Here is a 12,924-nt window from a genome sequence, read left to right as displayed (position 1 = left end):
CTATGTTTGGTGGAAAAGGCGGCCTGGGTAACCTGATGAAGCAGGCCCAGCAGATGCAAGAAAAAATGCAGAAGATGCAGGAAGAGATCGCTCAGCTGGAAGTGACCGGCGAATCGGGCGCGGGTCTGGTGAAAGTGACCATTAACGGCGCGCACAACTGCCGCCGCGTGGAGATCGACCCAAGCCTGCTGGAAGATGACAAAGAGATGCTGGAAGATCTGGTGGCTGCCGCGTTCAACGACGCTGCGCGCCGTATCGAAGAGACCCAGAAAGAGAAGATGGCTTCCGTCTCTGCCGGTATGCAGCTGCCGCCAGGCTTCAAGATGCCGTTCTGATGCAAACCAGCCCGCTGTTAACTCAGCTTATGGAAGCACTGCGCTGTCTGCCGGGCGTCGGCCCGAAGTCGGCGCAGCGCATGGCGTTTACCCTGCTGCAGCGCGATCGCAGCGGCGGGATGCGTCTGGCGCAGGCGCTGACGCGCGCGATGTCGGAGATCGGCCACTGTGCCGATTGCCGCACCTTCACCGAGCAGGAGGTGTGCAATATCTGCAGCAACCCGCGTCGCCAGGAAAACGGCCAGATCTGCGTGGTGGAGAGTCCGGCGGACATCTACGCCATTGAGCAGACCGGGCAGTATTCCGGCCGCTACTTCGTGCTGATGGGGCACCTGTCGCCGCTCGACGGCATCGGGCCTGATGACATCGGGCTCGATCGCCTGGAGCAACGGCTGGAGGCGGAGTCGATCACCGAGGTGATCCTTGCCACCAACCCGACCGTTGAGGGCGAGGCGACAGCCAACTATATCGCGGAGCTGTGCGCGCAGTATGGCGTCGACGCCAGCCGAATCGCCCACGGCGTGCCGGTGGGCGGAGAGCTGGAGATGGTCGACGGCACCACGCTGTCCCACTCGCTGGCCGGTCGCCACAAGATTACTTTCTGAACAAATGGAGGCGGCTATCGCCGCCTCCGCTTGAAAAATTTCCCCGCGGTCCCCATCTCCCACTCAACGGTTTTTTACCCATTTAAAATGGCATTGTTGAGGTTGAATCAGATGAAAGGACAAGAAACTCGTGGTTTTCAGTCAGAAGTAAAACAGCTTCTGCACCTGATGATCCATTCCCTCTATTCCAACAAAGAAATCTTTCTGCGTGAGCTGATTTCCAACGCCTCTGATGCGGCCGATAAGCTGCGTTTCCGCGCGCTGTCGCAGCCGGATTTGTATGAGGGAGACGGCGAGCTGCGCGTGCGGGTTTCGTTTGATAAAGACAACCGTACCCTGACCATTGCCGATAACGGTATCGGTATGAACCGGGAAGAGGTTATCGACCATCTCGGCACCATCGCCAAATCCGGCACCAAAGCGTTCCTCGAATCGATGGGTTCCGACCAGGCAAAAGATAGCCAGCTGATTGGCCAGTTCGGTGTCGGCTTCTATTCGGCCTTCATCGTGGCGGATAAAGTGACCGTCCGTACCCGTGCGGCAGGCGATAAACCTGAGAACGGCGTGTTCTGGGAATCCGCCGGCGAAGGGGAATATACCGTGGCCGACATCACCAAAGCCGATCGCGGGACCGAAATCACCCTGCATCTGCGCGAAGGTGAGGACGATTTCCTTAACGACTGGCGCGTGCGCTCCATCATCAGCAAGTATTCCGACCATATCGCGCTGCCGGTTGAGATTGAGAAACGGGAAGAGAAAGACGGTGAAACCGTTATCAGTTGGGAAAAAATCAACAAGGCGCAGGCCCTGTGGACTCGCAGCAAGTCTGAAGTTAACGACGACGAATACAAAGAATTCTACAAGCACATTGCCCATGACTACAGCGACCCGCTGACCTGGAGCCACAACCGCGTGGAAGGTAAGCAGGAGTACACCAGCCTGCTGTATATCCCGTCGCAGGCGCCGTGGGATATGTGGAACCGCGATCATAAACACGGCCTGAAGCTGTACGTCCAGCGTGTGTTCATCATGGACGACGCCGAGCAGTTTATGCCGAACTACCTGCGCTTCGTACGCGGCCTGATAGACTCCAACGATCTGCCGCTGAACGTCTCCCGTGAAATTCTGCAGGACAGCAGCGTGACCCGCAACCTGCGCACCGCGCTGACCAAACGCGCACTGCAGATGCTGGATAAGCTGGCGAAAGACGACGCCGAAAAATATCAGACCTTCTGGAAACAGTTCGGCCTGGTGCTGAAAGAGGGGCCGGCGGAAGATCCGAGCAACCAGGAGGCGATCGCCAAACTGCTGCGCTTCGCGACCACCCATACTGACTCCTCCGCGCAGACCGTGTCGCTGGAAGAGTACGTCTCACGCATGAAAGAAGGTCAGGAGAAGATCTACTACATCACTGCCGACAGCTATGCGGCGGCGAAGAGCAGCCCGCACCTCGAGCTGCTGCGTAAGAAAGGGATCGAAGTGCTGCTGCTCTCCGATCGCATCGACGAGTGGATGATGAGCTACCTGACCGAGTTCGACGGCAAAGCGTTCCAGTCTGTCGCTAAAGCCGACGAGTCGCTGGACAAGCTGGCGGATGAAGTGGACGAGTCCACCAAAGAAGCCGAAAAAGCGCTGGAGCCGTTCGTTGAGCGTGTGAAAAACCTGCTTGGCGACCGGGTCAAAGAGGTGCGTCTGACCCATCGTCTGACCGATACCCCGGCGATTGTCACCACCGATGCCGACGAGATGAGCACCCAGATGGCGAAGCTTTTCGCGGCTGCGGGCCAGGCGGCGCCGGAAGTGAAATACATCTTCGAACTGAACCCGGCGCATCAGCTGGTGAAACGCGCAGCCGATACCCAGGATGACGCGCAGTTCGGCGAATGGGTGGAACTGCTGCTGGATCAGGCGCTGCTGGCCGAGCGCGGCACGCTGGAAGATCCGAACCAGTTTATCCGCCGTATGAACCAGCTGCTGGCTTCCTGACGCGAACCTGAACGAGTAGCCCGGCCGAGCGACGCGACGCCGGGAACGGGATAAATGCCCCGTCTGAGCGATTTGCTCAGACGGGGCATTTCACATTGGATTGCATAAAATATCTCACCATTAACCGTTTCAGCCGCACCGCCTTCCTTGAGCCATCGCCGTTCTGGTGGTATGGTTTAGCGTTTTTGAAAAATTGAATCGACTTTTGAGGGGATTTTCGTAATGCGTATTATTCTGCTTGGCGCTCCGGGCGCGGGTAAAGGAACTCAGGCTCAGTTCATCATGGAGAAATACGGTATTCCGCAAATCTCCACCGGCGATATGCTGCGCGCTGCGGTAAAATCCGGCTCTGAGCTCGGTAAGCAGGCGAAAGACATCATGGACGCCGGCAAGCTGGTGACCGATGAGCTGGTTATCGCGCTGGTTAAAGAGCGTATCGCCCAGGAAGATTGCCGTAACGGCTTCCTGCTGGACGGTTTCCCGCGCACTATTCCGCAGGCTGACGCCATGAAAGAAGCGGGCATTACCGTTGATTACGTGCTGGAATTCGACGTGCCGGACGAACTGATTGTCGACCGTATCGTTGGCCGTCGCGTTCACGCGGCATCCGGTCGCGTATACCACATCAAATTCAATCCGCCGAAGGTGGAAGGCAAAGACGACGTGACCGGCGAAGAGCTGACCACCCGTAAAGACGACCAGGAAGAGACCGTGCGTAAGCGTCTGGTGGAATATCATCAGATGACGGCGCCGCTGATCGGCTACTACACCAAAGAAGCGCAGGCGGGCAACACCAAATACGCCAAAGTCGACGGCACCAAAGCGGTGGCTGACGTGCGCGCCGAACTGGAAAAAATCCTCGGCTGATAAAGCCTTTTCTCATCCTGCTGCGGCAGGATGAGAACTCCTCTCATTCCTACCTTTTGCTATGATTGGTTCCGTTTAGCGCCATTTCAGCTACAATTGGCTGCGATTCAAATGGTTAAGAGGCGGTAATGCATCAGACGAAAACAGGTATCTTGCTGGCCAATTTAGGCACTCCCGATGCGCCCACCCCCGGTGCGGTGAAGCGTTATCTGCGACAATTCCTCAGCGACAAACGGGTGGTGGATACGTCTCGTCTGCTATGGTGGCCGCTGCTGCGCGGCGTCATACTGCCGATTCGCTCTCCCCGCGTGGCTAAACTCTATCAGTCCGTCTGGATGGAAGAGGGGTCGCCGCTGATGGTATACAGCCGTCGCCAGCAGCAGGCGCTGGCTGCCAGACTGCCGGATACCCCGGTGGCGCTGGGCATGAGCTATGGAACGCCGTCGCTGGCCAGCGCGGTGGATGATTTACTGGCGCAAGGGGTGGGGCACATCGTGGTGCTGCCGCTGTATCCGCAATATTCCTGCTCGACGGTGGCTGCCGTCTGGGATGAGCTGGCGCGGATCCTCGCGAAAAAACGCGCCATTCCCGGTATCTCGTTTATTCGCGATTACGCCGGGCACCCGGACTATATCCATGCTCTGGCGGCCAGCGTGCGCGCCTCGTTTGCCGTTCATGGGGAACCGGATCTGCTGCTGCTTTCCTATCATGGGATCCCGCAGCGCTATGCCAACCAGGGAGATGATTATCCTCAGCGCTGTCGTGATACCACGCGGGAACTGGTCTCCGCGCTGGGGCTGCCACCGGAGCGGGTGATGATGACCTTCCAGTCGCGCTTTGGGCGGGAACCCTGGCTGACGCCGTACACCGATGAGACGCTGAAGATGCTCGGCGAGAAAGGGACGAAGCATATTCAGGTGCTGTGCCCGGGCTTTGCCGCCGACTGTCTCGAAACGCTGGAAGAGATCGCCGTCCAGAACCGGGAAATCTTCCTCGAAGCGGGTGGCAAGCAATATGAATACATTCCGGCGCTTAACGCGGACGCCGCGCATATTGAGATGATGGTCAACCTGACCGCGCCTTATCGCTGATCGCGCGCAGGGCGGGGAATATGCTACTATTTCCCGCTTGTTCCCTGTTATTTAAGCGCCACTATGAAATTTCCCGGTAAACGCAAATCCAAACACTATTTTCCCGTTAACGCCCGCGACCCGCTGCTGCAGCAAATTCAGCCGGAGAATGAATCCAGCGTCTCCTGGGTGGTGGGTATCGACCAGACACTGGTGGATATCGAAGCGAAAGTGGATGAGGCGTTTATCGTGCGCTACGGCCTGAGCGCGGGCCACTCTCTGGTGATTGAAGATGATGTCGCCGAGGCGCTGTACCAGGAGCTGGTGCGCAATAATCTTATTACTCATCAGTTTGCCGGCGGCACGATCGGCAATACCATGCACAACTACTCGGTGCTGGCGGACGATCGCTCGGTGCTGCTTGGCGTCATGTGCAGTAATATCGAAATCGGCGGCTATGCCTATCGCTACCTGTGCAATACCTCCAGCCGTACCGATCTGAACTATCTGCAGGGCGTTGACGGCGCCATTGGCCGCTGCTTCACCCTGATCAGCGATAGCGGCGAGCGCACCTTCGCCATTAGCCCGGGTCATATGAACAAGCTGCGCCCGGAAAGCATTCCGGAAGCGGTGATCGCTGGCGCCTCGGCGCTGGTGCTGACCTCCTACCTGGTACGCTGCAAGCCGGGCGAGCCGATGCCGGACGCGACGATGAAAGCCATCGAGTATGCCAAAAAGCATGATGTGCCGGTGGTGTTAACTCTTGGTACCAAATACGTGATTGCCGATAACCCGGCGTGGTGGCAGCAGTTCCTGCAGGATCATGTCTCGATTCTGGCGATGAATGAAGAGGAAGGGGAAGCGCTGACCGGTTTTGCCGATCCGCTGTCGGCGGCGGACAAAGCGCTGGACTGGGTCGACCTGGTGCTGTGCACCGCCGGACCGGCGGGGCTATATATGGCGGGCTTCACCGAAGAAGAGGCGAAGCGTAAAACCCAGCATCCGCTGCTGCCGGGGGCGATCCCGGAATTTAACCAGTTTGAATTCAGTCGCGCGATGCGTCACCAGGACTGCGTCAATCCGCTGCGTATTTATTCGCACATCGCACCGTATATGGGCGGCCCGGAGAAGATCATGAACACCAACGGCGCAGGCGACGGCGCGCTGGCGGCGCTGCTGCATGACATCACCGCCAATAACTACCATCGCAATAACGTACCCAACTCCAGCAAACACAAATGCAAATGGCTGACCTACTCCTCGCTGGCGCAGGTGTGTAAATATGCCAACCGCGTGAGCTATCAGGTGCTGAACCAGCACTCGCCGCGTTTAACCCGCGGCCTGCCGGAACGTGAGGACAGCCTGGAAGAGGCGTACTGGGATCGATAAGCGAGTCCCTCTCCCGACGGGAGAGGGCTGTACATCAGCCAGTGACCACTTCACCGGCGGGTGGCGTTTCCAGAAGCTGCAGCATGGCGCGGGCAATTTCCCGCTCGCCCATCACCACCTGATTGGCCCCACGGTCGATAATGTAATCCACTTCATCATCGTAATGGGCGCGGGCGATAATCTCGATATTCGGACATTTTTCCCGTGCGGAGGCGACAATCTCGCCGGCCTCATAGCCGTTGGGAATGGTCAGCAGCAGCCAGCGAGCGCAGTCGAGATGCGCCAGCTCCATGATCTCTTCATTGGCGGCATTGCCCAGCACCGCGCTGATCCCGCGCTCGCGTAGCTCATCCACGCGGGTGCGCGAGGTTTCAACCACCACCAGCGGGATCCCCTGGGCCATCAGCTTCTCGCCCAGCAGGCTGCCGACGCGGCCGAAGCCGACCAGCAGCGCGTGGTTGCAGATATCGACCGGCACCTGCTTCTCGTCTTCCAGCACCTCTTCCAGGGTCTGCTCGTCGAGGGTTTCGGTTTTATCGAGATATTTCTCCAGCAGGGTAAACAGCACCGGGTTGAGCATAATCGAGATGATCGCCCCGGCCAGCACCAGGTTTTGCCCGGCCTGCGGCAGCAGGTTAAGCGCCATCCCCAGGCCGGCGAGAATAAAGGCAAATTCACCAATCTGCGCCAGGCTGGCGGCAATCGTCAGTGCGGTACGCGGCGAGTGGCCAAACATACGCACGAGGAAAAAGGCGGCTGCGGATTTACCAAAGATAATGATCGCCAGCGTCGCCAGCACCGCCAGCGGCTGCTGGACCAGCACCATTGGGTCAAACAGCATGCCGACGGAGACAAAGAACAGCACCGCAAAGGCGTCGCGCAGCGGCAGGGTGTCATGGGCGGCGCGGTGGCTCAGCTCGGATTCATTAAGCACCATGCCGGCAAAGAAGGCGCCGAGGGCGAAGGAGACATCAAACAGCTCCACGGCGCCGAAGGCGATGCCCAGCGCCAGGGCCAGTACCGACAGGGTGAACAGCTCGCGCGAGCCGGTGGCCGCGCTGCGCGACATGATCCACGGCACCAGCCGACGGCCGACCAGCATCATGATGGCGATAAAGGCCACCACTTTGCCAATGGTGATCCCGAGGTCGAGGGCGAGGGAAGCGAAGCCGACGTTGCCTTTCTCCGCCATACCGGCCACTGCCGGCAGCAGGACCAGCGTCAGGACCATCACCAGGTCTTCCACAATCAGCCAGCCGATGGCGATCTGCCCGCGCTGACTGTCAATCAGCTGTCGTTCCTCCAGGGCGCGCAGCAGCACCACGGTACTGGCGGTGGAGAGACACAGGCCAAAGACGATGCCGGTCATCAGCGACCAGCCAAGGGCGGCGGAGAGCGCCATACCCAACAGCGTCGCCACAGCTATCTGGGCGATGGCCCCGGGAATGGCGATCGACTTTACCGCCATCAGATCCTTGAGGGAAAAATGCAGCCCGACGCCGAACATCAGCAGGATCACGCCGAGTTCCGCCAGTTCCGGAGCCAGTTTGGTGTCAGCAACAAAGCCAGGGGTGAAAGGTCCGGCCAGCACGCCCGCTAAGAGATATCCCACCAGAGGAGAAATACGTAGCTTATTGGCAATCATGCCGAGAATAAAGGCGAGCACGAGGCCGCCGACAATGGTGGTGATTAGCGGTGTTGCGTGGTGCATTCCGTCTCCTTTCCAGTGGTGAATCGGTCCATTTTGCTACCCTGTCCGCGTAATAGTTTATGACAAAAACGTTCACTTTGTTTATGAATAATTCTTGAATTGTGCAAAAAAATGCAATTAGGGGATGAAAAGGCACAGAAGGGAAAATCGAGGGAGGAATACGCGCATCAGGCCGATGGCGCAAGGGGTAACGGCGGCCAACGTTACACTTTGGCCGCCGGATAATCAGGCTTTTTGCCGGTTATCAGGAAGAAATATCGTCAGGAATCCCAGCAGCGGCAGGAAGGCGCAGATTTTATACACCAGGTCGATACTGGTATGGTCCGCCAGCAGGCCCAGCACCGCGGCGCCAAGGCCGCCCATGCCAAAGGCGAAGCCGAAAAACAGACCAGAAACCATACCGATACGTCCCGGCAGCAGCTCCTGGGCATAGACCAGGATAGCGGAGAAGGCCGAGGCGAGGATAAAACCAATGATCACCGTTAAAATCCCGGTCCATTCAAGGCTGGCATAGGGTAAAACAAGGGTGAAGGGCGCCACGCCGAGGATAGAGCCCCAAATAACATATTTTCGCCCAATCTTATCGCCAACGGGCCCGCCAATCACCGTCCCGGCGGCCACCGCGAACAGGAAGGCAAACAGATGCAGCTGGGCATTTTGCACCGATAAGCCGAACTTATGCATCAGATAAAACGTGTAATAGCTGCTGATGCTCGCCATATAGAAATATTTCGAGAAAATCAGCATCAGCAGAATACCTACCGCCAGAATCACCTTATTGCGCGGCAGCGGATTGACGATCGCCGGCTTCGGTTTGCCCTTATTCATCCGGTGCTGTGCGGCGTACCAGCGGCTGATTTGCGACAGCACGACGATAGCCAGCAGGGCGGCCAGTACGAACCAGGCGACGTTGCCTTTACCATACGGGGCGATGATCACCGCCGCCAGCAGCGGACCAAGCGAACTGCCGAAGTTGCCGCCGACCTGGAACAGCGACTGGGCCAGGCCGTGACGGCCGCCGGAGGCCATCCGCGCTACGCGGGACGATTCCGGATGGAAAACCGAGGAGCCGGTACCCACCAGCGCGGCGGCCAGCAGCACCATACCGAAGCTACCGGCCAGCGCCAGGAGGATCAAACCGCAGAGGGTAAAGCACATGCCCACCGGCAGCGACCACGGCATCGATCGTTTATCGGTAATATAGCCAATCACCGGCTGGAACAGCGATGAGGTGAGCTGGAAGGTGAGAGTGATCATCCCGATCTGCACAAAGGTAAGGGAGAACTCGGCCTGCAGCAGCGGGTAGATCGCGAGAATGAGCGACTGGATCATATCGTTAAGCAAATGGGACAGGCTGATCGCGCCTAAGATGCCAAACGAGGTGCGCGCTTTTTGCGGCGGCGCAGCGGGGCCGGACACGGGTTGAGCGGTCTGATTGATTGCCATAGGTTCACGTCACTTTTTTATATAGCTTTCGTTATTTGTACGCCATGCGACTGCCCTGATTTTCCCGGCTACTGCATGGGAAATATGACGAACGGGCTAACGCACTGCCATACAACGCGAAGGCGTATAGAGGATGCAGGTGGAATTATTATCCAACTAACATACCTGCTGATAAGGTTTGAAGGAAGTCGCAATTCTGAAAACATATTTGTCAATGCGGCTAACTCGCTATACTTTCGGCACTTGGGATTAAGTCAGGGAGTGAAGCATGCATTGTTTAAAACACAGCGTGGCGCTGGCGTTATTCGCCGCGTTATCGCTGGGCAGCCTGTCCGCGCAGGCCTATGAGCAGGATAAAACCTATAAAATTACCATCCTGCACACCAACGATCACCACGGCCATTTCTGGCGCAATGACTACGGCGAATATGGCCTCGCGGCGCAGAAAACGCTGGTGGACGGTATTCGTAAAGAGGTGGCGGCTGAAGGCGGTAGCGTTCTGCTGCTGTCCGGCGGGGATATCAATACCGGGGTGCCGGAGTCTGATTTACAGGATGCAGAGCCCGATTTTCGCGGCATGAACCTGATCGGCTACGACGCGATGGCGGTGGGGAACCACGAGTTTGATAATCCGCTGAGCGTGCTGCGCCAGCAGGAAAAGTGGGCGAAGTTCCCGTTCCTGTCGGCCAATATTTATCAGAAAAGCACCGGCGAACGGCTGTTCAAACCCTGGGCGCTGTTTAAGCGCGGCGGGTTAAAAATCGCGGTGATTGGCTTAACCACTGACGATACGGCCAAGATTGGCAATCCAGAATATTTCACCGATATCGAATTCCGCAAACCGGCGGAAGAGGCGAAGCTGGTGATCCAGGAGCTGCAGCAGAATGAAAAGCCGGACGTGATCCTGGCCACCACCCATATGGGCCACTATGACAACGGCAACCACGGCTCTAACGCGCCGGGGGATGTCGAGATGGCGCGGAGTTTACCCGCGGGCTCGCTGGCGATGATCGTCGGCGGTCACTCGCAGGATCCGGTGTGCATGGCGTCGGAAAATAAAAAGCAGGTCGACTATGTGCCAGGGACGCCGTGCGCCCCGGATCGTCAGAACGGCATCTGGATCGTCCAGGCGCATGAGTGGGGCAAATACGTCGGCCGCGCCGATTTTGAGTTCCGCAACGGCGAGATGAAGCTGGTGCACTATCAGCTGATCCCGGTCAACCTGAAGAAAAAAGTGACTTACGATAACGGCCAAAGCGAGCGGGTGCTGTATACGCCGCAGATCGCGGAGAACCCGCAGATGATGTCGCTGCTGACGCCGTTCCAGAACAAAGGTAAGGCGCAACTGCAGGTCAAGATCGGCAGCGTGAATGGTCATCTGGAGGGCGATCGCAGTAAAGTGCGTTTCGTGCAGACCAATATGGGCCACCTGCTGCTGGCGGCGCAGATGGCGCGCAGTAATGCGGATTTCGCGGTGATGAGCGGCGGCGGGATCCGCGACTCCATTGAGGCGGGCGATATCACCTACAAGGATGTGATGAAGGTCCAGCCGTTCGGCAATGTGCTGACCTATGTCGATATGAGCGGCAAGGAGGTGGTGGATTACCTGACCGCCGTCGCGCAGATGAAGCCGGATTCCGGCGCCTATCCGCAGTTTGCCAACGTCAGCTTTGTGGCCAAAGACGGCAAGTTGAACGATCTGAAAATCAAAGGCGAACCGGTGGATCCGTCGAAGACCTATCGGATGGCGACGCTGAGCTTTAACGCCACCGGCGGCGATGGTTACCCGAACATCGCCGATAAACCCGGGTATGTGAATACCGGCTTTATCGATGCCGAAGTGCTGAAAGAGTATATCGAGAAAAACTCGCCGCTGGATGCCGCCGCCTATGAGCCGAAAGGCGAGGTGAGCTGGCAGTAAGCCTGGGTTTCGGGTGAGCTATTTCCACGGTGGCGCTACGCTTACCGTGGCTACGAGTTGGGGAGCCCGGATAAGGCGCGTGCGCCGCTATCCGGGATAGTGTTATCAATCGCGGCGGGCGATATCGGCGAACTTCGCATCCAGAAGCTGCGCCAGATCGCTGGCCGCCAGCTCAATATCCAGCCCGCGTTTGCCGCCGGAAATATAGATAGTGGCAAATTCCTGCGCCGGGGCGTCAATCACCGTCGGCAGGCGCTTCTTCTGCCCCAGCGGACTGATACCGCCCACCAGATAGCCGGTGATACGCTGCGCCACCATCGGGTCGGCCATGTCGACTTTCTTGGCGCCCAGCGCTTTCGCCACTTTCTTCAAATCCAGTTGCCCGGCGACCGGGGTGACGGCGACCGCCAGATGCTTCATATCGCCATTAACGGCGACCAGCAGGGTCTTGTAAACCTGATCGGCATTGAGGCCGAGCTTGCGCACCACTTCATCACCGAAGTTGGTCTCATTGGGATCGTGATCGTAACTGTGGATCTGAAAGGGAATTTTGTTTTTTTCGAGTAATTTAACGGCGGGAGTCATAGCTATCCTTCTTACCAACCGGTTTTGCGTGACGTCAGAATACGCCCGCAGGTTGTCTAAAAAATAGTACCATCTTGCGCAATAGTGTTGGCAGTGATGGTCACTTTGAGCGACAATCAGACGATCCGGGATACAAATCCCGGGATAATAATAATGATGAAATTCCTCTTTGACGGGCCAATAGCAATATTGGCCATTTTTTTATGTCAGCATATCCGGCAGATTCCCTTCGCCATACAGATGCAGCGCGCCGACGGCGACCACGTAGCGCCCCGGCGGCAAGGCCAGCAGCGTCTCGCGCCAGGCGAGATTGCGCTGATGCATCAGCACATCATATAAAGACTGGCTGAAGGTCGTCGGCAGCGATACCGCACCGCGCGACGGCGGTTGCTCCAGCCACCAGCCGATCATGACCTGCAGTAAACGGGCGTTGGTGCGCCAGTGGGTCAGCGTATCTTCCAGCAGCGCCATTCCGCCATCGGGCAGGTCGCGCAGCAGCGCGATCTGGCTGTCGGCGCCTTCCAGCTCCATCACCGCTATGTTGCTCTCGCGGGCGGCCATCAGCAACTGATAATCGATACCGTAATCCGGCCGCAGCCCCAGCTTCTGCGCCTGGGTGGCCTGCAGAACCATCGCCACCTGCCACAGCGGCTGGCTGTCGAACAGCTCGACCGACAGGCCCAGCTCGCCGGCTCGCGCTTGTAGCTCGCTCAGCTGCGCGTCGCTCAGGCGCTCCGCCAGCGGCGGATAAGCGTGGAGATTGCTAAACGGGGTTTCATTGCCGCTGATATCGGCCTCGACGATTAACGCATCGGCCTGGCGTATTTTTTTCAGCAGTTTCGCTGGCGGCGGCGCCATGTCGCGGGTGCCCATATGGATGCTGCCGACGAGGTGCAGATAGCGTTTGCCGGGCAGGACGATATCCATCGCAGGCCAGGAATAAGACGAGCCGACGGCGGCTCGCCACAGCATTTTTATCCGGTTTAACAGGCCCATACGCGCTCCGAAG

General features: G+C 58.0%; 11 protein-coding genes. 7 read left to right on the top strand and 4 right to left on the bottom strand.

What is annotated here, in order from left to right:
• Positions 1 to 2: 2 nt before the first annotated feature.
• The 6 genes from GT756_RS06350 (at position 3) to GT756_RS06325 (ending at position 6,252) form a co-directional block, all read left to right on the top strand.
• On the top strand, positions 3 to 335 hold the full coding sequence (locus GT756_RS06350) for a YbaB/EbfC family nucleoid-associated protein (RefSeq protein ID WP_002892173.1): 333 nt from the start codon (positions 3 to 5) through the stop codon (positions 333 to 335).
• Positions 335 to 940, top strand: coding sequence for a recombination mediator RecR (gene recR / locus GT756_RS06345; RefSeq protein WP_002892177.1), 606 nt, complete (start codon positions 335 to 337; stop codon positions 938 to 940). The genes GT756_RS06350 and recR overlap by 1 nt, the downstream gene beginning before the upstream one ends.
• 111 nt (positions 941 to 1,051) lie before the next feature.
• A complete protein-coding gene (htpG, locus tag GT756_RS06340) occupies positions 1,052 to 2,926 on the top strand; it encodes a molecular chaperone HtpG (protein WP_004177228.1) in 1,875 nt (624 codons plus the stop codon).
• Positions 2,927 to 3,148: 222 nt separating this feature from the next.
• Entirely contained in the window at positions 3,149 to 3,793 is a 645-nt protein-coding gene (gene adk, locus GT756_RS06335; protein WP_002892184.1) for an adenylate kinase, read from the top strand.
• A 128-nt stretch (positions 3,794 to 3,921) separates the two neighbouring features.
• Entirely contained in the window at positions 3,922 to 4,884 is a 963-nt protein-coding gene (gene hemH / locus GT756_RS06330) for a ferrochelatase (protein ID WP_017898889.1), read from the top strand.
• 63 nt (positions 4,885 to 4,947) lie between these two features.
• On the top strand, positions 4,948 to 6,252 hold the full coding sequence (locus GT756_RS06325; RefSeq protein WP_032455647.1) for an inosine/guanosine kinase: 1,305 nt from the start codon (positions 4,948 to 4,950) through the stop codon (positions 6,250 to 6,252).
• 34 nt (positions 6,253 to 6,286) lie between these two features.
• On the opposite strand, the gene ybaL is transcribed toward GT756_RS06325, so the two are convergent.
• On the bottom strand, positions 6,287 to 7,963 hold the full coding sequence (ybaL, locus tag GT756_RS06320; protein ID WP_004204732.1) for a YbaL family putative K(+) efflux transporter: 1,677 nt from the start codon (positions 7,961 to 7,963) through the stop codon (positions 6,287 to 6,289).
• A 225-nt stretch (positions 7,964 to 8,188) separates the two neighbouring features.
• Positions 8,189 to 9,409, bottom strand: a complete 1,221-nt coding sequence (locus GT756_RS06315; protein ID WP_004204731.1) for an MFS transporter — start codon at positions 9,407 to 9,409, stop codon at positions 8,189 to 8,191.
• Between the two features lie 268 nt (positions 9,410 to 9,677).
• Here GT756_RS06315 and ushA point away from each other — a divergent pair, with 268 nt between their 5' ends.
• The gene (gene ushA, locus GT756_RS06310) at positions 9,678 to 11,330 is read left to right on the top strand and encodes a bifunctional UDP-sugar hydrolase/5'-nucleotidase UshA (RefSeq protein ID WP_004204729.1); all 1,653 of its coding nucleotides are present in this window, start codon (positions 9,678 to 9,680) and stop codon (positions 11,328 to 11,330) included.
• A gap of 105 nt (positions 11,331 to 11,435) precedes the next feature.
• Here the strand turns inward: ushA and ybaK are convergent, their stop codons facing one another.
• Entirely contained in the window at positions 11,436 to 11,915 is a 480-nt protein-coding gene (gene ybaK / locus GT756_RS06305; RefSeq protein ID WP_004204728.1) for a Cys-tRNA(Pro)/Cys-tRNA(Cys) deacylase YbaK, read from the bottom strand.
• A 201-nt stretch (positions 11,916 to 12,116) separates the two neighbouring features.
• Positions 12,117 to 12,911: a TraB/GumN family protein gene (locus GT756_RS06300; RefSeq protein WP_160124616.1), complete on the bottom strand. Its 795-nt coding sequence runs from the start codon at positions 12,909 to 12,911 to the stop codon at positions 12,117 to 12,119.
• Between the last annotated feature and the right edge of the window lie 13 nt (positions 12,912 to 12,924).

Source organism: Klebsiella sp. Q2, from assembly GCF_009900705.1.
GTDB classification, from domain to species: Bacteria; Pseudomonadota; Gammaproteobacteria; order Enterobacterales; family Enterobacteriaceae; genus Klebsiella; species Klebsiella quasipneumoniae.
The sequence above is the reverse complement of the archived record's forward strand: the minus strand, read 5'-3'. Positions and strand labels throughout refer to the sequence as shown.

Coding starts and splice junctions, on each gene's coding strand:
- GT756_RS06350 (WP_002892173.1), top strand. CDS start 3: ATGTTTGGTGGAAAAGGCGGCCTGGGTAACCTGATGAAGCAGGCCCAG.
- recR (WP_002892177.1), top strand. CDS start 335: ATGCAAACCAGCCCGCTGTTAACTCAGCTTATGGAAGCACTGCGCTGT.
- htpG (WP_004177228.1), top strand. CDS start 1,052: ATGAAAGGACAAGAAACTCGTGGTTTTCAGTCAGAAGTAAAACAGCTT.
- adk (WP_002892184.1), top strand. CDS start 3,149: ATGCGTATTATTCTGCTTGGCGCTCCGGGCGCGGGTAAAGGAACTCAG.
- hemH (WP_017898889.1), top strand. CDS start 3,922: ATGCATCAGACGAAAACAGGTATCTTGCTGGCCAATTTAGGCACTCCC.
- GT756_RS06325 (WP_032455647.1), top strand. CDS start 4,948: ATGAAATTTCCCGGTAAACGCAAATCCAAACACTATTTTCCCGTTAAC.
- ybaL (WP_004204732.1), bottom strand. CDS start 7,963: ATGCACCACGCAACACCGCTAATCACCACCATTGTCGGCGGCCTCGTG.
- GT756_RS06315 (WP_004204731.1), bottom strand. CDS start 9,409: ATGGCAATCAATCAGACCGCTCAACCCGTGTCCGGCCCCGCTGCGCCG.
- ushA (WP_004204729.1), top strand. CDS start 9,678: ATGCATTGTTTAAAACACAGCGTGGCGCTGGCGTTATTCGCCGCGTTA.
- ybaK (WP_004204728.1), bottom strand. CDS start 11,915: ATGACTCCCGCCGTTAAATTACTCGAAAAAAACAAAATTCCCTTTCAG.
- GT756_RS06300 (WP_160124616.1), bottom strand. CDS start 12,911: ATGGGCCTGTTAAACCGGATAAAAATGCTGTGGCGAGCCGCCGTCGGC.